This is a genomic window from Pseudomonas sp. UYIF39, assembly GCF_029963765.1.
In the GTDB taxonomy this organism is placed as follows: Bacteria; Pseudomonadota; Gammaproteobacteria; order Pseudomonadales; family Pseudomonadaceae; genus Aquipseudomonas.
Map to the genome: position 1 here is coordinate 612,276 of NZ_JALBYU010000001.1, position 20,742 is coordinate 633,017.

A 20,742-nucleotide genomic window follows, 5' to 3' on the forward strand; every position below is an offset into this window, starting at 1 on the left:
ACATTCATGAGTAACATCCTTGGGGAGCAGGATGATTACGCAGCAGACATCTGTATGTGCCTGTATATACCAGTCAGGCAAGATGCAGGCCAAAATGTCTGAGCTGCTCTTGATTCCGCAGTACAGGCCTGTTTCTAGCGAAGTAGATCAGGCTGATGATCGCTGCCTTTTAACCTTATGTAACCAATGGTTGCGCTAGGAGTGTTACCCATGATGCCTGGTGGGGAAAAACGAAACCTTGAGTATCGGGGCACCTAAGATGTCCTAATCGCGAGAGGAGGGTAAGTCGCTCTACCTCAGGCTCATGGCGCATTTTTTGATCGAGCGGCATGGTAAATGCTTGATCTTGTATATACAGGATTGGTGTTTCAGGCTAAAACATACACTTCACCCCTCCTGAACCTATTAAGCAACGAGTCGACATGATCTCAAGCAGCTGTTCGCTCCTGATCTATGTGTCCGGTGTCCGGTGTCCGCGAGGGGGATCACATGCTCAAGCGTATGCATGACTCAATGGCCTACCGTAAAAACCGCTGAAGTCGAATCGATGATTCACAACCGGTGCTCGTTGATGGGCGCCTCCTTGAAATACCCAAGAGAGAACTGCCATGACCGTTAGCAATCTGCCCTTTTCCAAAGTCCGCCACAGCCAGGGCCTGGTTTTTTTGTCTGGCGAATTGCCGTTTGGTGAGGACGGTAGCTTTCCTGAAGGTATCGAAGCGCAAACGCGTTTGACCTTGACGCGTATTGCCCAGACGCTGGAAGCCGAATCGCTGTCGCTGGACGATGTTGTCAGCGTTACCGTGTACCTGACCGACCGGAGTAATTTCGCCGAATTCAATCGGGCTTATGCATCATTCTTCACGACCAACCTGCCAGTGCGCGCGACCGTCTGCGCCGGCCTTGTGGTCGATGCATTGGTCGAGATCAGTGTCATCGCGCAACAGCGTGCTTGATTCGGAGGCAGCGTGAACGAAAAACAAGTGGTGGTACTGGGGGCCGGCATTGTCGGCGTATGCACGGCGTTGCATTTGCAACGCCGTGGCTGCGCGGTGACGCTGGTGGACAAAGGTTCGCCGGGGCGTGAAACGTCGTTCGGCAACGCAGGCATCATTCAGCGTGAGGCTATTGAGCCTTATGCGTTCCCGAGGGATCTTGCCAGCCTGATAAACGTGGCAGCCAAGCGTGACATTGGCGTCAATTACCATCTGCGCGCGATGCCTGAATACGTGCCTGCCTTGGTCAGGTATTGGGCCAACTCCGCGCCTAGGCATTACCAGGCCATTGCAGATGCCTTTCGCACGCTGATTGAGCACTCGATCAGCGAGCACTCGGAGTTGATTGAGCAAAGCGGTTCGCAAAACCTGATCGTGCGCAAAGGGTGGATCCAGGCTTTTCGTAGCCCACAGCAATTCGATGAGGCGGTGGAGCGTGCGGTACGCGTGAGTGCACACGGCGTGTTGTCCGAGCATCTGGACGGTGTCGCGCTCAGACTGGCGGAACCTGCGTTGAGCGATGCATTGGTGGGGGGCATTCATTGGCTGCAACCCTGGACTTGCATTGAACCGGGTGAGTTGGTGCAGCGTTATGCCGATCTGTTCGTGCGTGAAGGTGGAGAAATTTTGCGCGGCGATGCGCGATCGTTGCGTCAGTCGGGAGCCGGTTGGAGCGTCGACACCGATTCTGGATCGATCGGCGCGTCGCAGGTGGTCGTGGCGTTGGGCCCTTGGGCTCACGAATTGCTTGGCGAGTTGGGTTACCGCATTCCGTTGTTCGTCAAGCGTGGTTACCACGCTCACTTTGCCGATGGCGCGACATTGAGCCGCCCGGTGCTGGATACCGAACAAGGCTACATGCTGGCGCCGATGAAGCGCGGTATCCGCCTGTCGACGGGGGCAGAGTTCGCCAGCCTAAGTGCGCCGCCAACACCGGTGCAGTTGGCCAAGGCCGAGCGGGCCGCACGGCAGGTATTAGCGTTAGGCCCCCAGGTGGAGCGCACGCCATGGAGCGGCGCCCGACCCTGCACGGTAGACATGAAGCCGGTGATCGGCGCGGCGCCCTTGCATAAAGGGCTCTGGTTCAATTTCGGCCATGCCCATCAGGGGTTTACGCTAGGCCCGGTCAGCGGTCGACTGCTCGCAGAATTGATGATGGGCGAGACGCCTGTGGTGGATCCGGCACCCTTTGCTCCAGGGCGTTTCTGAGCTGAGTAGCGGTGCAAGAACCTTCTCGCCCATCTCCGTCGGAGTAACGGGCGAGAACCTGCCTGTCAGGAAAATAAACACTGATTTTTATCTACGGACGCTGCCCTGCAGATTTCGTGGCAGTCGTCGTGGGCGCTGTTCTGATTTCAGTCGGTTTATCCGTTCCATCGGCTCGCCCTAACTCCTTATAAATACCCGCTGGAGAAGTCATGAACATCAAACAGAAGCTGACATGGGTATTTGCCGCCATCGCCTGCCTTCCGGTGATTCTGGTCGCGGTGCTTGTCGTATTGAACTTGCGGAGCGCGGCACAAGCCAATTTCCTGGATAGCAGCGGTCGTGAAATTCGCCAGATCGATAACAGTATGAAGCAGTTCTTTGACAGCATCCGCCAAAACGTCGAATACCTTGCCAAAGATCCTCGGATCGCCACCGTCAAGGGATTGAAAAACTATACCGCTGCCAATGCTGAGCAAACGCCTGTGACCGAAGCCGATCAGCGGCTCCAGGCTATTTTCGATCGATTTGCCGAGACCCATCCGACCACCGCGTCCATTTCCCTGGGGCTCAACGACGGCGGCTTTGCCGGTTGGCCCGACGACCCGAAAATGGCCAGCTACGACCCCCGAGTACGTCCTTGGTACAAGACCGCCATGGCGGCCGCGCCAGGCTCAACCGTGCGCACGGGCGCTTACTACTGGGCGCCGGATGACATGGTGCTGGTCAGCACGGTTCGCGCTTTCGCCGACTCCAGCGGCAACCCGGTGGGTGTCGTCGGCGTTGACGTCTCGCTCAAGCAACTGACTGAACTAGTTAAAACCATCAAGCTGGGCGACAGCGGGTACCTAATGATGGTCGAAGCCAACGGCAACGTTCTGGTCGATCCGGCAAATGCCAAAAACAGTTTCAAGCCCCTGGCCGATCTGGGCCCCGGCTATACCGAGCTGGCAAAGAGTGGCGATGGCGTGACCCAGGTCGAGATCGATGGCGTGCCATACATGGTCAATGTTGTCAGTTCCGAAAGCCTGGGCTGGCGCTTCATCGGGCTGATCAAACGCGACGAAGTCATGGCTCAGGCCACCAGCCTGACAGGGTTGATCGCACTGATCGCCGCCGTGTTGGCAATCATCTTCGCCATCGTCGGCGCGAGCTTCGCCGGCGTGATCGTTAGACCGATTCGCGGTGTTGCCGATGGCCTGCAGGAAATCGCCGAAGGGGAGGGCGACCTGACCCGCGAACTGGAAGTGCGGGGCAAGGACGAAACCGCCACTTTGGCTGGTTGGTTCAACCAGTTCCTTGGCATGATCGCGCAACTGATGCGGCGCATCGGCAGCGCTTCCTCCGATTTGCAAGAGGTCGCTGCGGACACCAGTCAAGTGGCCAGTAACATGAACAACGCCGCAGTGCGCCAGCGCGAAGCAGTTGAGTTGGTGAGCACAGCTTTCAACGAGATGGTCGCTACCTCTAACGAAGTGGCCCGCTCTTGCAGTCATGCCGCTTCCAGCGCGGACGTCGGTTATCGAGAGGTGCACGACGGGCAACGGCACATTGGTGAGGCCACGGGGAGTGTTCTTAAATTGAGTGACGACCTGCAGCAGTCGGCAGGTACCATGCAGATGCTCGAGCAGGACAGTAAGAACATCAACACCATTCTCGATACCATTCGTTCGATCGCTGAACAGACCAATCTGTTGGCCCTCAATGCCGCCATTGAAGCGGCGCGCGCCGGCGACCAGGGCCGTGGATTTGCGGTGGTGGCCGACGAAGTACGCGCCTTGGCGCGGCGCACTGCAGACTCAACCGGCGAGATCGACAGCTTGCTCGGCAACTTCGCGCGGCGAACTGAGGAGGTCACCCAGCAGATGCAACGGAGCCTGGAGGTGTCGCAAACCAGCGTTGAATGTATCCAGCAGGCGCGCGACAGTTTCGACAAGATCCGCGACTCGGTGGACTCGATTCGCGACCAGAACGCTCAGATCTCCACGGCAGCAGAGGAGCAGCATCAGGTGGCCGAAGATATTAACCGACACATTGCACAAATCCATGCCGATGCCCAGTTGGTCGAAAGGTTTGCGCATTCGGCGCACACCGGATCGGGTCGCCTGACGGATATTTCTGGTCAATTGAAGGGGCTCGTAGGGCGCTTCAAGTTTTAATAATGACGCCTAAGCTAGGATGACTACGCTACCCTTCGAAATCACGTTGACCTGTGATTCTGATAGACCTACGAAGAGGGCAATGTAGAAGTCGCTGATTCGGGCCAGCGGGCCCGGCTTAGTTGTAGGTTTTTCAGATGGAGATGAAAGTGCTGTCATCGATCAAGGAATACCAGCCAGGGCCCCAAATCCCACAGAGCATTTGGATGACCCTCGGGCTGCCGTCACGCGGTACTAGGCTTCATGACCTAATTCGCGAAGGACTTCCTTTTGAACTCCTCGACCGGATAGCGAACCTTCTGCATGTGCAGCGGGGGGTTATTTCCAAAGATATTTGCATGTCACCTACAACGTTGGCGCGCAGAGCGGAAGTAGGACGGTTCAACACCCTAGAAAGCGACCGGCTGGTTGCATTGATAGCTGTCTCTGAGGAAGCTCTTTCCTTGTTTGAAAGCGATGTCGCCGCAGCAATGGATTGGATGAGCACGCCGGTTCGTGGGCTTGGTTCGAAGCGTCCTCTGGATATGATGAGGACGAGGGTGGAAACGAAGGCCGTCTTCGATCTTATCGGCCGACTAGAGAGGGCGTTTCCTGTGAGTCTGGTAATTAGAGGCAAATTCCGATTTTTGGGTACTTGTCAGCGTCCGTAATTAACCGGAGCTCTGTAAGTCTTTGATAGATAAAGAATTCCGGTTAATTCACGCTATTGACCGGAAAAACTATAGAATATTTCGCATATTTTCCGGTTAATTACAGATCAGAATGCTCTCATGTTCCATAGCCTATGGTCTCGCCCTAATTCAGATGTAGTTTCCTTCTCCCGTGCACTCTGAGATCTATACTCGATAGGTCAACAAATTAACTCGTCTAAAGATTTAGGGCATCTCAATCGGACGCTATGAGGGCGCCCGAATCCGAGGTGTATGGATATGCGTAAATCTTAATCAATTAAGTTCAAAGTGAAGGCTGTCTGCAGGAGTCGGTCCCCGAGGCGAGTGCAAGTCTGGATATCGGTCCTTCGACGTTGCGCCGTTGGGGCTATCAGGTTCGTAAAGGGCGCTTGGGTTCGACCCCCGTGGGGCCTAGGCGAATATCGCGGTTCAGCGAGAGATGCGTTGGCTCAAAGCCTTGCTGATACAAAAGGACTTGGATATCGAAATCCTAAAAAAGACTAGTGCTCTCCTGTTTTTTGAACACCAAATATCACTCTCGTTGATAGAGGAGCTAGACGAGCAGCACGGCGGTAACAACTGCAACCGGGCCCTTGGGATCAACCGGGTAGCTTTTAAGCACAGCATGAGCACCATAGGCAACGTAAACCTGATCGGGAAAAGCTCAAGGCCTTGATGATCGAACATTACAGGGCGCCGAAGGAGTCTGAGGGCGTTCGCAACTTGGCCAAAGACCAGCAGGGAAGGTACATGGTCCACATGTTTAATGCACGAAACTGCTATCGTCAGCCGTTAGCACCGACGCCATAATTACAACTCGTCTGGTGTTGAGATATTGGTGGCGGCACACGTCCTCTACTTTTGAACTAAACGTCGTCTACAACCAGGCACCGATTTCGCTTTATCTGGTCGCGAATTAAATGCAACGCTAGACGTGGTGTGAAAACCCAAGTACTCAACAGTGAGCTTAGGTAGACTGATGGTATATCAAGTAGCGCATCTAAAAAATGATCCGAGCCAACTTTCAATATCACGTTTAAATGCTTGCTTGATTTTGTAATGCAAAAATACGATTTCGGCGTATACTCGCATGGAAAACTCTCCGTCTTGTTATGGCTGTATGCAGAGTGACTCCACTTGTAGTTGATAGCGACGCAAAGGTGGCGAGTTGCTGGCCAATCTCTGCACTGGAATACCTTGGCAAGCTGACGTGCACGGCGGGCTGCGGGTGAATCATTTGGCCGGTGCCGGTTGGAGCTCATCACTTATCCGGTTAGTCTTGCCCTTACCACAGTGCTGAACTTCAACTGGAATCCACTCGGGTGATCAAACCGCTTTTATTGATTCGCCGTCGTTTTGCCTCGATCCGTTGGCGTACACGAGTCACGCTTTGGGTAGCCGCTACTCTCGCGGGGCTGCTGGTGGTGATGTTCGCCCGACTGGCCGACCTGGCACTGACGCAATTTGCCCAACAGACCGCCGAACGGCCTTGGCTGCCCTTTGTATACACACCGCTGGTGGGCATGCTGGTGGTGTGGCTGACCACACGTTTTTTTGTTGGCTCACAGGGCAGTGGGATCCCGCAGGTTATCGCCGCTACCCGTCTGGCGCACCAAGGTAAGCCGGTCGATAAGCTGGTGTCGTTACGTATCGCCTTCGCCAAGATCGGCTTGGGTACCCTGGCACTCACCGGTGGTTTTTCGGCCGGACGCGAAGGCCCTTCGGTTCAGGTCGCCGCCTCGATCATGCATTTTTTTCACCGCTACTTGCCCAACGCACGAATCATCCGCAGCGAAGACTTGATCCTCGCCGGCGGCGCAGCGGGCATTGCTGCAGCCTTCAACACGCCTTTGGCAGGTGTGGCCTTTGCGGTAGAGGAGTTGGGGCGCAAGCTGGAAACCCGAACCAGCGGGGTCTTGCTCAGCACGATTATCTTGTCGGGGATGGTCGCGATTGCCTTGCAGGGCAACTACAACTATTTCGGTCACTTCGACGTTCAAGACATCCAACTCGATATCGTTGTCCCGGTGCTGGCGATCGGTATTGGCTGCGGTCTTCTGGGCGGGTTGTTCAGCCGGATGCTGCTTTGGCCGCAGCGCCATCATCGATTTGTCGTCTGGGAATGACGCCGCGTGCATCCCGTCTGGTTCGCCGGTATATGTGGAATGATCGTGGCGATACTCGGTTGGCTCAGTGGCGGTATGTCGTTCGGCAGTGGTTACGGGATCACATCCCAGATCATCACGTCCGATATCGGCCTGCCATGGCATGCGCCCATTACGCGTTTTCTCGCGACGGTGGTGACTTACTTTTCCGGTATTCCCGGCGGCATTTTCGCCCCCTCCCTGGCGGTAGGAGCGGCCATTGGAGCCAACGTCGCGGAACTCTTCGGACTGGCTGCACAGCCGATGATTGCTCTGTGTATGGTCGGTTTTCTGTCTGCTGTAACGCAGTCGCCGATCACGTCAGCGATTATCGTGATGGAGATGATCGACAGCCACGGTATGGTGATCAGTCTGTTGGCTGTAGCGCTGATAGCCAAAGCGGTCAGTGCCAGGATGGGGCCTGAGTTGTATCAGCAATTGGCCCGTGGTTTTTTGCACGCCCCGGACAGTGGCGCAGCCCCGCGAAAACCAGATTGAACTAGCGGATCAGTTGTCGAGCCGCTGCCCTGAGTGTTTGTTTGTTTTCCTCCAATGTCAGCGACAGGTCTGAGCGTTTGAGTAGAAGGCCTGCGTGCCTGGCACAAGCATCCTTGAACATCTCGGGGTTTATCTGCGCCAGGCTGACAAGCGCCTTCATCATGCGCAGGTCTACTTCGAGCAAGCTCGCGCCATCTCTGGCAATTGGCGCAAAAAAGTCATCGAACAGATCATCTACAGTCAGGCCGCGGAGGTAAACCTGCTCGCAGTCTTCATCGATTTTCGCTGCGGGGTCTTGTGGTTTACCCCAGCAGGAGAGGCTTCTGACCCCCCGGCCAATGACGTCAATGGCAGTCCCTGGGTCGTTGACTGCCGGCGACAAGGCGCGAGAGGCGATTTCCGACAGCACCGACAACCCGAACCGGGGATCGTGTTCAAACGTTCGGCGTACGTCAATGGTCAACGTGGCGAGGATTTTTTCGGTGCTGGCGTGCAACTCGTCTACGCGCTCCGCGTTCAAGCTCACGGTTCGGGCGAGCGGCATGCCCAGATGCACAAAAGTTCCCGGAAGGATGTCCAGAAAAACCTGTATCTCGTCTGCTTTTGCAACGGCGCCTAACGCGTGTACGTCGATGTGTTGGACGTACCCGGTTTGGTGGCTTGTGATTGTTTGAGCCAAGGGTGGAATCATCCACTCGGCAGGATAAGCGGCACCGCCCAAATGAGGCCATTGGACCCTGTTGTTAATGGCGTCGATTGTCGCCTGTTCGACACGATCAATGGTTTCACCCACCCGTCCGAGCTTGGACAGGTGATCGATCCAGCGCAGAAGTGTGTAAACAATCAGAATCACCACGGCTATCGTCACTGCAAATAGCAGAACCCTTCCTTGTGTTCCGTAGGCCCCTGTACTCAGTGCAATGATTCCAACCAGGCTAAACAGAAACGAGCCGATAAAGGTGGCAAGGGCATTTTGCGTGGTGGTGTCTTCCATCACCAGTGTGGTGGCTCGGGGCGTCACGCCACTGCTGGCTGCACCGTAGGCGGTTACCATCGTGCTTAACGAAAAAGTGGTCACTGCGAGCATGCTTGAGGCGATGATGCCCAGGATCTTGTCGACAGCGTCGGCGCCGATACGGGCGGGCAATGATTCGGGAATGTAGTCTTTGAAGACAACGGCGAGCAACGCTGTTGCCACGCCTAGCAGCGAAAACAGCGTGGCTCTGAACCATAGCCGTTTGGTCAGTTGTTGTAACAGCCAGCGCCAGCGAGCGATCATTTTTCATACCTTTTGATAGTGGGGTGATCAGTCAGTGGTTTCAGGTTTCGGTCAGCAAAGACGGGAGGTGACTTTCCTTGGTTGGGTTCTCATAAGTAAGGATGGTTCATTCAGCAGTCACCCTAGCCGCAATCTTCGAATAAACCCGAGGGAGAATAAAGTTTTGAGGTGGACGTACCCCTTAATAGGCGAGAATCAGGCCGACGCATTGCGATCCTCCTGATCGCACTTGGAAATTGCGGACCCAGGAGGCGTAGCCTCCGATATCGCGTGGCGCACATTTGTCAGGTTACTTCTATGTCGATCGCAGCAATACGGCTCATTGGCTTCATCTTAGGTATTTTTCTTATTACGTTGGCCGTCAGTATGGCTATTCCCATGATCACGTTGGTGGTCTATGAGCGCCGCGACGATCTGCCAGCCTTTCTCTGGTCCAGTTTGATTACCTTCATCTGTGGTCTGTTATTGGTCGCTCGTGGGCGCCCCGATACTGCGCAACTTCGTCCGCGAGATATGTACTTGCTGACCACCGGCAGTTGGGTGGTGGTGTGTACCTTCGCTGCGTTGCCGATGGTCTTTATCAGCCACATCAGTTACACCGACGCTTTTTTTGAAACCATGTCTGGTATCACAACTACCGGTTCAACGGTACTGAGTGGTTTGGACGCAGCCTCTCCTGGATTGTTGATCTGGCGTTCGATGTTGCACTGGTTGGGAGGTATCGGCTTTATCGGTATGGCCGTGGCGATCCTTCCTCTATTGCGAGTGGGCGGCATGCGTCTTTTTCAGACAGAGTCTTCAGACTGGTCGGAGAAAGTGACCCCGCGCTCCCATGTGGCAGCCAAGTACATCCTTTTCCTCTATCTGGGGCTAACGGGCGCCGGAGCACTGGCGCTCTGGATGGCCGGAATGACGCCGTTTGAAGCAGTCAACCACGCCATGTCGTTGATCTCTACCGGGGGATTCTCAACCTCGGACGCGTCACTTGGGCATTGGACACAGCCAGCTATTCATTGGGTAGCGGTGGTGATCATGATTCTGGGCAGTCTGCCCTTTACCTTGTATGTCGCGACATTGCGTGGTCATCGACGTGCGCTATTGAAAGATCATCAGGTGCGCGGATTTATCGGGTTCTTGATCGTTACCTGGCTGGCGGTGGGGACCTGGCTGTGCTTTCACAGTGATTACGGATGGTGGGATGCGTTTCGTATCGTGGCAGTCAATGTGACCTCGGTCGTCACGACCACCGGTGTTGCGGTAGGCGATTACACCTTATGGGGTAGCTTCGCCGTCCTGCTCTTTTTCTATCTGACCTTCGTCGGTGGATGTTCAGGCTCCACGGCCGGTGGTCTCAAGATTTTTCGTTTCCAGGTGGCTGCCGCGTTACTGGTCAGTAGCTTGAAACAACTGATTCATCCACGGGCAGTGATTCAGAAAAAGTACAACGGCCATCCGATTGATGAGGAGATCGTGCGCTCACTTTTGACCTTTTCGTTTTTCTTCACGATCACGATTGCCGCTATTGCCCTGGGTCTGGCTCTGATTGGACTTGACTGGACAACAGCATTGAGCGGCGCCGCTACGGCGGTGTGTAACGTAGGGCCAGGGCTTGGCACGATCATTGGGCCAGCAGGTAATTTTTCATCATTACCTGACTCCGCAAAATGGCTATTGACCGTTGGAATGCTCCTTGGAAGGCTGGAAATTCTGACGGTGCTGGTGCTTGTAACGCCAGTGTTCTGGAGATACTGAGCTTGGCGTTTCTACTCATCTCCCGCTTTCGCATATTCGTGCTCCAGCAGCCCTGGCAAGCGTGCACGACACTGAACGTGAACCCGGTGTTCGATGTGGTCATCGATCAGCACCAGCGCACCGTCTTCGATGCGCCGGTCGTCCAGCGTCATTGAGGTGGAGCCGGTAACGCCTTGGGTGACTTCGAAATGGTAGTGGGTCAAGCCGAATCGGTAAGTCAGGGTAAAACCGGGCCAGTCCTGCGGGATCAAAGGCTCGATTTTGAGCGTGTTTCCGCTGCGTTGCAGACCTAATAGTGACTCCACCCCCAGTCGGTACATCCATCCTGCCGAGCCTGTATACCACGTCCAGCCGCCGCGTCCTGCGTGGGGCTGTTTAGCGTAAACATCGGCGGCCATCACATAGGGCTCGACTTTGTACGGCTCAATATTGAGAGGGCCGGCGGGGTTGATCAAGTTCAGTAACTCCCAAGCTTTCCGGGCATCGCCCAATTGAGCAAACGCCATAGCTGCCCAGATGGCGGCGTAGGTGTACTGTCCGCCGTTCTCTCGGACACCTGGCACATAACCCTTGATATAACCGGGGTCTTGTTCGCCTTTGTCGAATGGAGGGTCGAGCAGCAGGATGGCGCGAATCTCGGGTTTTACCAGATGCAGATCCAGCGCACGCATTGCCAGGCGCTTATGTTTTGCCGAGCAGACACCAGACAGGACTGACCAGCTCTGGGCAATGGAGTCTGTGCGGCAATCATCGTTGATTGATGAGCCCAGTAGCTGGCCGTCATCAAACCATGCTCGACGATACCAGGCGCCGTCCCACGCAGCTTTTTCCAGATTGTCACTGAGCTGCCTGGCGTGTTCGTTACAGCGTTGTGCAAAGTCATCATCACCGTAGCGTTGCGCGACAGCTGCGAAACGCTTGAGCACGTCGCAAGTAAAGAACCCCAGCCACACACTTTCGCCTTGGCCGAGATAACCGATACGGTTCATCCCGTCATTCCAGTCGCCGCTACCCATCAACGGCAGCCCGTGCTTGCCACGGCGCAGGCTGTGCTCGATAGCGCGGACACAATGGCGATAAAGTGGCTCGCGCAAATCCGATACACCTGGCAAGTCGTAATAGGACTCTTCGCCACTGTTCAAAGCGCGGCCTTCCAGAAATCCAGCAGACTCGTCCAGCACAGTCAGATCACCGGTTATCTCCACATAGCGGTTGATGGCCGCCACCAGCCACAGGAAATCGTCCGAGCAGGCCGTGCGCACGCCGCGATTCAGCGGCGGGTGGCACCAGTGCTGGACATCACCTTCCTGATACTGGTGATTTGCGCACAACCATGACTGCTGGTTACAACCCCGTGCGACAAATCTTCTCAAAGACAGGGCAGGGGTGGGCTCCTCCTCATATTGAACCTGGTTGACCTTGCCGTTGCGGATTCAGTCATCTGATCTTTGTGGCCTTAGGGAAACTCTGAAAAAGGCTTCCAGATTTGGTGAAATACCCGCCTCACAGGAATCGAACGGTTGAGCCCCGATGAAACGCATGGCTAGGGAAAAAGCTGACCATGCAGGGATCGGGCGGAGGAGAGCGGATTAATTTGCGGGGTATTCAGCAATGACCTGATCTGTACCTGCTTTGGTCAAGCCGGGAAATTCAGGCCACTACGACAAGTCGGAAAACCTTAGCGTACGATTTTTTCCGAATTCTCTCGGTTCCCCCCACTAGGTTGGCGCACTTTCCATGTGCATTGTCGATGCGCGGAGCCCCACGCATCGGTGCGGTTATTATCCATGGAGTGGATAAGCTCGATGCAATTGTCTGTGAAAGACAGCGTGCCTTCCGATTGGAGGCTTACAGATGCCATTCCAAGTTCAGAAACGGCGTATTGGCCTCAGTGCCAGGTGTGTTGGCAGAGTTGTTGCCGAACTTGTTCTTCCAATATTCGTAACCCACCCCGGCAAAGAAAGTATTTTTCTTGCCGAAAGTGAGCTCACCCACGTCCACGAGTAAGGAGGCGTGCACGAGCGTCTCGCTCACGGTGTCGTTACCGAAGCCGTCCTTACCCTTGGGCGGGACGAAGTTGGCAAAGCCCTTGAACTTGAGCGGTACCGTAGCGAGATGGAATGGAATGTCCCAGGCGGTTTCCAGGTAATAAGTGTTGTTGAAGCGGATATCGTGCTCCTGGGCGAACGACAGACCATTGTGGTTGCTCTCGGAGCGGTACATCACACTCAAGTCCCAGAAGCCCGGCACATCGAAATTGATCGTCGGGCCGATGACGAGCATGCGTTTTGCCGGCGCGAAGGTAGTGTTTTTGGTGTTCCAGTCGAGGCCGCCCGAGAGTGACCAGTCCCGAACGTGCCCCCACTTATAGTCCTGACCGGAAATTTTGTTGAGTGAAAGTTGATGGCGATACACCACATACACCTCGGTAGCGCCGTTGTCTCCACCGTTGGCTGGATCGTTTATATCGGAAAACAGCGCCTGTACGTCGAAGAAGTTGCTGCCGTATTTGTATCCATCACTATGAGTGAACTCAACTATATTCTTGGTAATCGGACCATTGATACCCGGCTCGGCGAATCGAGTGCCATATAAGTAACTGATAGAGTTGTCGCTCCAATCGGCTGCTTGCACTGAAGTGGTCGCGCTCAATAATAGAGCACTTAAGGCAAAGGTGTGGCGGACGAGCAACTTATGGTTATTCATCTTATATTTCCTTGAGTAGTCGCCAATTTCAGATGAAGGGCTGTTTTTTATATTTGCCTCAATTAACTGCTGCCGCTTCTACAAGCTGTTCACACACCAGCAAGTCCACCTGATGAATCGGCTTGCTCCGATGCTTCAGCATCCCGCCGTTACGCAGATTCAGCACTGCCGTCATCTCCGCCAGATTCGAGAGCGCCACGCTTTCGGGTGCATCGCCGCCAAGGTCCAGGCCCATTGGGTAGTGCAACTGTTGGAACGCATTCAGCACCGGCGTGCGTTGGCGAATGTCGGTCAACAATCGCTCGGTACGCTCTCGGGGGCCGAGTTGGCCGATGTAGGCCGGTGTGGCTTGCAGCAAATGGCCGAGCCAGTGACGGTCCTGGCGGTAGCTGTGAGTCATGACGGCCACCGCGGCGCCCTCGATCAGCGGTCCGAGGACGAAGGGGGTGTCCAGGTTCGAGCAAATCACTGCATCCGCCTGCGGGAATCGCTCGAGCCGGGCAAAGTGGCTACGGCTATCGACGACGCTGACGTGCCAGCCCAGCAGTTTTGCCATACGCACCAGCGGCTGGGCGTCGTGGCCAGCACCGAAGATTACTAGCCGCGGGGGCGGGGCGACATACTCGAAAAACACTTCGATTTCGCCACGGGCATCGGTGTAGAGCCGCAAGGATGATTTTTTCTCGGTGAGGGTTTTGCGAAGGTCTTTGCGGATAGTGGTTTCGAGTGCTGGGTGTCGAAGAGAGGGCGCTGCGTCCGACAACACCCGATCACCGACCCGTACCAGCGCATTGCGTGACGTGGCGATGATGGTCGCCATGGCTGCGGGTTGCCGGCTGTCGCGCACCTGCCGCAATAGTTCGATGGCCGGTGACGGGGTTTTCGCGCGCAGGCGTTCGAGCATGACGAATACCGTGCCGTTGCAGCCGAGACCGAAGGTCAGATTGCTGTGTTCGTCGTCTTCATCCGCGGTGGCGCCAGTGCTGTAGCGGCGTACCACCGGCTCGCCGGAATCGGTCAGCCACCACGCTTTTTTTGCCAGATCCTGTTCCAGGCATCCGCCGCTGACGGTGCCGATGGTGCGGCCGTGGACGGGGATGAGCATGCGTGCGCCGGGTCGACGGTAGGCCGAACCTTCGACCTTGACCACGGTGGCGAGGATGGTTTCTTCGCCTTGCCGGGCGGCGGTTTCAATGGCTTGGAGGAGGTCGTTGAGGCTGGACATAGTGTGTTATCCCGAAGATTGCTGCTGATTCTGTAAGAGTCGGCTTGCTGGCGAGGGGCCCTTGAACCTGGCACTGGCCTTCCGACCACCATCGCTGGCAAGACAGCTCCTACAGAGGTTGTATTGGCGCTTGGATCAGTCGTCGACCTGCATCAACTGCTGCACCCCATCCCACGCTTCAGCGCGCATGCGCTCCAGATCCAGTCCCGGTATCACTCCGTCGTCAACCACCAACCTTCCCCCAACCATGCTGTACCGCACGGCAATCGGCTCACCCGCGACCACCGGCGCCAGCGCGATATCGTGGAAACCAAAGAAACGCGGATGATCAAGGCCATAGATCACCAGGTCCGCCGCTTGCCCGACTTCCAGTGTGCCGACCGAACCCAACCCCAATACCTGCGCGCCTCCGGCCGTACCCCAATGAATCACGTCTTCAGCCGTGGTGGCCGACGCCCCTTGCTCTGCACGATGGATCAGCCAGGCGGTATGCGCTTCACCGACCATGCTCCCGGACTCGTTCGACGCCACACCATCCACCCCAAGGGAAATCGGCACGCCCGCGTCGTACATTTGTGGCACTGGCGCGACGCCGCTGCCCAGCCGCGCATTGCTGACCGGACAGTGGGAAATGCCGGTGCCAGTTTGAGCGAGCATGCGGATTTCCCCCGGTTGCAAATGCACCGCGTGGGCGAACCAGACGTCTGGGCCGAGCCATTCGTGTTCGGCGACGAATTCCACCGGCAGGCAGTTGTACTTCTCACGGCAGAAGTTGACGTAGTTCTGAGTCTCCGAAAGGTGCGTGTGCAGCCGCAAGCCGAGGCCGCGCGCGGTGTGAGCCAGTTCCCGCAGCAAAGTCGGTGGCAGGGAAAAGGTCGGTGTCGTCGGCGCGACCACAACGCGGCGCATCGCGTCCGGGGTGTCCTGGTGGTACAGCGATTTGAGCCGTTCGATGTCGCCGACCATTTGGTCCAGCGTCTCAGGTTGCAGCGCGGTTTTCGAGAAACCCGGATGCGCGCTGGCCGACTCTAGCGCGCCGCCTCGACACAGCACGAAGCGCATGCCGAATTCATCCGCCGTGTCGAACAGCGAATCCCCGCTCTCGGTGGAGCCGTTGGCGTGGTAGAGGTAATGGTGATCGGCGCAAGTCGTGACGCCCGACAGCAGCAACTCGGCCATGCCCAGCCGAGCGGCGATCCGCGTCAGTTGCGGGGTAAACCGGTTCAGTCGCGGGTAAGGCACACTGGCCAGCCAGCCTTGCAGGTCCTGATTCAAACCTTCGGGAACAGCTTTAAGGAGGTTCTGAAACAGGTGATGGTGGGTGTTGATCCACCCCGGATAGACCACCGAATTTCGGGCGTCGATTACTCGCTCGCCGGGTTGCGCAACCAGGTTCGCAGCCATTTCGGCGATGCGACCGTTGACGATGCGAATGTCGACATTGCCGGCTCGGGCACGGGGGCCGCGCAGGCCGGTCATCACTGCCAGCGGGTTTTTGATCAGGATGTTTTGAAGTTGAGTCATGGGCTACTCCAGTCAGAGGCTGTGGGACGCAGACTTGGTGGCCGTGCTGTCGGAAACGCTGACGCCGTTGAGCGTGGCGTTGAGCAACACCGACACCAGGCAGGCGATCACCACGCTGCTGTGCAGGAACGGCTGGCACCACTCGGGCATTTGCTTGAACAGCGTCGGCGCCAGCACCGGCACCAGGGCGGCGGCGATGGTGAAACCGACGATCAGCACATTGAAGCGATTGCGCTCGTAATCGACTTTGGCCAGGGTCTGAATGCCTGCCGCGGCGACTACGCCGAACATCGCGATGCCGGCACCACCCAGCGCGGCCGTTGGCATCGAGGCGATCAAAGCCCCGGCCTTGGGCACCAACGCCACGGTGCACATCAGCAAGCCGCTGATTGCCACCACCCAACGGCTGCGAACACCGGTCAGGATCACCAACCCGACGTTTTCCATGAAGGCAATAAACGGAAAGGCCGCGAACATGCCGGCGATGGTGCTGGCCAATCCATTGGCGCGCAGGCCGTTGATGACTTGTTTTTCTTCCACCGGGTTGTCGACGATGTCGCCGATGGCCACGAACAACCCCATGGACTCGACCATCTGCACAATCATCACCACGACCATGGTGGCGATCGGGATCAGGCTAAACGTCGGCAAACCGAAGTAGAACGGGTAGGGCACGGTGAGCCAGGGCGATTCCTGAACGCTGTGAAAACTGCCCATGCCCAGACCGTAAGCTAGCCCCGCGCCCACCAGCATGCCGACCAATACCGCCATGTTGCGCATTAGCGGGCTGCCGTAGCGGTTGACCAACAGGATAGTCAACAGCACCACGGCGGCCACTGCGAGGTAGGACGGGGCGCCGAAATTACTGGCATTACGCCCGCCACCGACCCACTCATAGGCAATTGGAAACAGCTGCAAGCCGATCACGGTGACGATGCAACCGGTGACCACCGGCGGGAAGAACCGCCGTAATCGACCCACGAACGGCGCGGCGAGCATGGTAAATATCCCCGCGCCGATCACCGCCCCACAGACCCCGGTGAACCCCACGTCCGGGTTGCTGCCGATGGCGATCACCGGGCCGACACTGCTGAACGCCACGCCCTGGAGAATCGGCAATCGCACACCGAATTTCCAGAAACCCACGGTTTGCAACAAAGTGGCGATGCCGGAGCAAAACAGCGTGGTGCTGATGAGCACTACGGTATCGGCCTGGGACATTTTCAAGGCGCTGGCGACAATCAACGGCACGGCGATGGCGCCGATGTAAGAGACGGCCATGTGTTGCAGGCCGAGGGTGAGCATTTGCCTGACCGGCAGAATCTGGTCGACCGGGTGGACGGTGGAGACGGTAGTGGCTGACGACATGGTGAATCACCTCTTGCTGTTTTTGTGCTGTAGAGAGGGGTATTCGTTCTGATGCCAGGCAGCGACGGTTGCTCCCACAGGGTTTGCGTCACTCGCGGCCTGGTTTCAGGCATTTCGTTCTGTGCGCCCGGAACCGCCATCCACCGATTCCGATGCCGTTTTTTTCAACCTGCCAGGCAGGCGGCAAAACCCTGGTTCAGCGCTGCGCGGTCCAGGTCGCGGCCGATGAACACAATCTTGCTGGAGCGTGGTTCATTGCCCCACGAGGTGGAAGCGCGGAACTCGACCAGGCTGTGAACGCCTTGCAGCACATAACGTTGGTCCTGATCCGCGACCGACAAAACGCCTTTCATGCGATAGAGGTTGTCAGCCTGCTCGGTGCGCAATTTGCTGATCCAGCGATGGAACGCGCCCAGGTTGACCGCGCCGTCCACGGCAATGCCGACTGAGGACACGCTAGGGTCGTGCTCATGGTCCGGTTCATCGTGATGATGTTCGTCGGCGTGATGGTCATGCTCCGAACCGATCTCCATCAGCTTCTGAGTCGATTCAAACGCGCCGATGCCAAGGACTTTCGTCAGGTCGATCTCGGCATAACTGGAGGTGACCAACTCCGCCGTGGCGTTCAAGCCGCGAATCTTGCCGCGCAGCGCCTCCACGTCTTCGGCGCTGACCAGATCGACCTTGTTGATCACAATCCTGTCGGCGCAGACGATCTGATCTACCGCCTGGTTGTCCACGCCATCGAGTTGCAAATCCTCCAGATGCTGGGCGATGTGCTTGGCATCAACCATGGTCACGATGGCGTCCAGTTCCACTTCGTCGGCAATCGGGTCATTGATGAAAAAGCTCTGCGCCACCGGGTACGGGTCGGCCAGGCCGCTGGTTTCAATCAGAATGTGATCGAGCCGCACCGGGCGCGCCACCAGTTCGCGGACGATGCGCACCAGATCCTCGCGAACCTCGGCGGTGCAGCACACGCAGCCGTTGACCATCTCGTAGATTTCTTCGGTCTCGGAGCTGAGCACCAGGTCGCCATCGATGCCGACTTCGCCGAATTCGTTTTCGATCACGGCGATCTTGCGACCGTGGTTTTCCTTGAGGATGTAGTTGAGCAAGGTGGTTTTACCGGCGCCGAGAAAGCCTGTGAGGATGGTCACCGGGATTTTGCGGTTCGGGGTCGGTTGGTTGAATGAACTGTTCATGCGAGCTCCTTCTGTGTTGCTAATTGGCCGGTGGTTGCTGTGCCGGGTTCACCCCAGCGCAGCGCGGTCCCGGCGTCGAGGCCGAACAAGTCGAGGACACGGCCAAGGCTGTGATCGACCATTTGCGAAAGGTTTTGCGGGCGGGCGTAAAAAGCCGGCACCGGCGGGGCGATGATTCCGCCCATCTCGGTGACGGCGGTCATGTTGCGCAGGTGGGCCAGGGTCAGCGGGGTTTCCCGGGCCATCAGCACTAGGGTGCGACGTTCCTTGAGGGTCACGTCGGCAGCGCGGCCGATCAGGCCCGATGAAGTCCCGTTGGCGATCTCCGCCAATGTGCGCATAGAGCACGGCGCGACCACCATGCCCAGGCAACGGAACGAACCGCTGGCGATCCCGGCGGCCACGTCGTCGGCGCGGTGGTAATGGCTGGCCAGCGCCGTGACGTCCGCCAGTTTGTAGTCGGTTTCATGGGTCATGGTCAGCAACGCGGCACGGCTGATGATCAGGTGGCTTTCGATGTTCAGCTCGGCGAGCAACTCCAGCAGACGCACGCCGTAGATGAACCCCGACGCGCCGCTGATGCCGACCACCATGCGCTGGCGGTTCATGACTGATAGCTCTTCAGCAGGTTGTGGGCACGTTCGACCACGTCCTGATCCAGTTGCGCCTTGATCCCGTCGAACCCCGAGCCGCGCGTGGCATCCAGCCCCATGCGCGAGGTGGTGCCGTTGACCGAGGACGAGGGGTCCAGTGGACTGCCGGGCAAACCGTCGATGACGAAGATGTCCTGATGCGGCTGAAAATGGGTGGCCAACCCCCACAGCACCTGGCTGTCGTCGGTGATGTCGATGTCGCTGTCCACCGCGATTACGGTTTTCAGGTACGGGTCCCAACCGAGCAAGGCCAGCATGATCTGCCGCGCCTCGCCGTCGCGGCTTTGATCCAGCGCCACGTAGCAATGAAAGTGCGTCCCAGAGTTCGGGTAATGCACGGCGGTAACGGCGGGGAAACGCGCCTTGAGTTTCTCACTCATTTCCGCTTCCCGTGGCAGCCGTGCCAGGGTCAGGTGTTCGGCGTAACGCCCGCCGACCACGTCGATCAGCCAGGCATTTTTGCGGCGCATCAGGGTGTCGATGCGCAGCACGTTATTGGTCGATCGGTCCGAGGAATAGCCACTGAATTCGCCGAACGGACCTTCCTCGGCATAGGCCGTCGGGTCGATGGCGCCTTCCAGCACGAACTCGGCATACGCGGGGACGCCGATGCCGTAACGCGGAGTCTTGACCAGTTCCAGCGGCGCACCGAACAGGCCGCCCGCCACCGAGCGTTCATCGCTGCCGAAGGGCAACCGCGCGGCAGCGGCGAGCATGAACAGCGGATGCGCGCCGACCACCATGGCCACACGCAACTCTTCGCCACGTTCCCGAGCGGTTTGCAGCATGCGCCACAGGTGACCGCGCGAGTGCAGGCTGGTGGCAAGGGTCTGCCGGGCATGGCGCATCGAGCGGTGGTAGCTCATGTTGGCGATGCCGGTAACCGGGTCTTCAGCAATGATGATGGCGTTGGTAATGTAAGGGCCGCGATCACTGTCGAAATGCTTGAGCATCGGAAGCAACGCCAGGTCCACGGCTTCGCCTTCGAAGATTTCGTCGAGCACCGGTCCGGTTTCGACGTAGCGCGGCGGGATCGGGTTGTTGGCGCGAGCCTGGAAGGTTTCGTGCAACTGCTCCGGGGAAACACCGAAGATCCGCGCGATGCGGGTCCGGCACGCAAACAGGTTAGTCGCCACGGGTACGCCGAGTTGACCGACCTTTTCGCAGATCAACAACGGTTCGCGACCTTGGGTGGCCAGGGCGTCGACCAGGGCGGTGACGTCCTGATCGGCAGAGAGTTGTTCCTGAACAGTCAGCACATCGTCCGGGTATTGCCGGCGATAGGCGTCGATGAAATCGTGGAAATCCTGGGTGTCGCCGAGCGTAGAGAGGGTCATGGTTTCACCTCGTAAAAAGC

13 protein-coding genes and 2 pseudogenes are annotated in these 20,742 nt (G+C 57.4%); 6 read left to right on the forward strand and 9 right to left on the reverse strand.

What is annotated here, in order from left to right; all coding sequences use genetic code 11:
* Window positions 1-608 precede the first annotated feature (608 nt).
* The 5 genes and pseudogenes from MO767_RS02845 (at window position 609) to MO767_RS02865 (ending at window position 7,673) form a co-directional block, all read left to right on the forward strand.
* Window positions 609-956, forward strand: a complete 348-nt coding sequence (locus MO767_RS02845; protein WP_149630891.1) for a RidA family protein — start codon at window positions 609-611, stop codon at window positions 954-956.
* A gap of 12 nt (window positions 957-968) precedes the next feature.
* A complete protein-coding gene (locus MO767_RS02850; protein ID WP_282479319.1) occupies window positions 969-2,204 on the forward strand; it encodes an FAD-binding oxidoreductase in 1,236 nt (411 codons plus the stop codon).
* Window positions 2,205-2,413: 209 nt separating this feature from the next.
* A complete protein-coding gene (locus MO767_RS02855) occupies window positions 2,414-4,360 on the forward strand; it encodes a methyl-accepting chemotaxis protein (protein WP_282479320.1) in 1,947 nt (648 codons plus the stop codon).
* Between the two features lie 137 nt (window positions 4,361-4,497).
* The gene (locus MO767_RS02860; RefSeq protein ID WP_282479321.1) at window positions 4,498-5,010 is read left to right on the forward strand and encodes an antitoxin Xre/MbcA/ParS toxin-binding domain-containing protein; all 513 of its coding nucleotides are present in this window, start codon (window positions 4,498-4,500) and stop codon (window positions 5,008-5,010) included.
* A gap of 1,343 nt (window positions 5,011-6,353) precedes the next feature.
* Window positions 6,354-7,673 (forward strand): annotated as a pseudogene (locus tag MO767_RS02865) (chloride channel protein).
* A 1-nt stretch (window position 7,674) separates the two neighbouring features.
* Here the strand turns inward: MO767_RS02865 and MO767_RS02870 are convergent.
* The gene (locus MO767_RS02870) at window positions 7,675-8,952 is read right to left on the reverse strand and encodes a DUF2254 domain-containing protein (protein WP_282479322.1); all 1,278 of its coding nucleotides are present in this window, start codon (window positions 8,950-8,952) and stop codon (window positions 7,675-7,677) included.
* A 297-nt stretch (window positions 8,953-9,249) separates the two neighbouring features.
* Here MO767_RS02870 and MO767_RS02875 point away from each other — a divergent pair, with 297 nt between their 5' ends.
* Complete coding sequence (locus MO767_RS02875; protein ID WP_282479323.1) at window positions 9,250-10,704, forward strand: TrkH family potassium uptake protein; 1,455 nt, start codon at window positions 9,250-9,252, stop codon at window positions 10,702-10,704.
* 11 nt (window positions 10,705-10,715) lie between these two features.
* Here MO767_RS02875 and MO767_RS02880 read toward each other — a convergent pair.
* The 8 genes and pseudogenes from MO767_RS02880 to MO767_RS02915 all read right to left on the reverse strand — a co-directional run.
* A pseudogene (locus MO767_RS02880) lies at window positions 10,716-12,032 on the reverse strand (cyclic beta 1-2 glucan synthetase); the annotation flags it as partial.
* A gap of 520 nt (window positions 12,033-12,552) precedes the next feature.
* On the reverse strand, window positions 12,553-13,410 hold the full coding sequence (locus MO767_RS02885; RefSeq protein WP_282479324.1) for a hypothetical protein: 858 nt from the start codon (window positions 13,408-13,410) through the stop codon (window positions 12,553-12,555).
* A 58-nt stretch (window positions 13,411-13,468) separates the two neighbouring features.
* Window positions 13,469-14,635 carry an XdhC/CoxI family protein gene (locus tag MO767_RS02890; RefSeq protein ID WP_282479325.1) on the reverse strand — a complete coding sequence of 389 codons (1,167 nt, stop codon included), beginning with the start codon at window positions 14,633-14,635 and terminating at the stop codon, window positions 13,469-13,471.
* A 135-nt stretch (window positions 14,636-14,770) separates the two neighbouring features.
* The gene (locus tag MO767_RS02895; protein WP_282479326.1) at window positions 14,771-16,159 is read right to left on the reverse strand and encodes an amidohydrolase family protein; all 1,389 of its coding nucleotides are present in this window, start codon (window positions 16,157-16,159) and stop codon (window positions 14,771-14,773) included.
* A gap of 12 nt (window positions 16,160-16,171) precedes the next feature.
* Window positions 16,172-17,527, reverse strand: a complete 1,356-nt coding sequence (locus MO767_RS02900) for a nucleobase:cation symporter-2 family protein (RefSeq protein ID WP_282479327.1) — start codon at window positions 17,525-17,527, stop codon at window positions 16,172-16,174.
* A gap of 164 nt (window positions 17,528-17,691) precedes the next feature.
* Window positions 17,692-18,732: a GTP-binding protein gene (locus MO767_RS02905; protein ID WP_282479328.1), complete on the reverse strand. Its 1,041-nt coding sequence runs from the start codon at window positions 18,730-18,732 to the stop codon at window positions 17,692-17,694.
* Window positions 18,729-19,340 carry a UbiX family flavin prenyltransferase gene (locus MO767_RS02910; RefSeq protein WP_282479329.1) on the reverse strand — a complete coding sequence of 204 codons (612 nt, stop codon included), beginning with the start codon at window positions 19,338-19,340 and terminating at the stop codon, window positions 18,729-18,731. The genes MO767_RS02905 and MO767_RS02910 overlap by 4 nt, the downstream gene beginning before the upstream one ends.
* Window positions 19,337-20,722, reverse strand: a complete 1,386-nt coding sequence (locus MO767_RS02915) for a UbiD family decarboxylase (RefSeq protein ID WP_282479330.1) — start codon at window positions 20,720-20,722, stop codon at window positions 19,337-19,339. The genes MO767_RS02910 and MO767_RS02915 overlap by 4 nt, the downstream gene beginning before the upstream one ends.
* Window positions 20,723-20,742 lie beyond the last annotated feature (20 nt).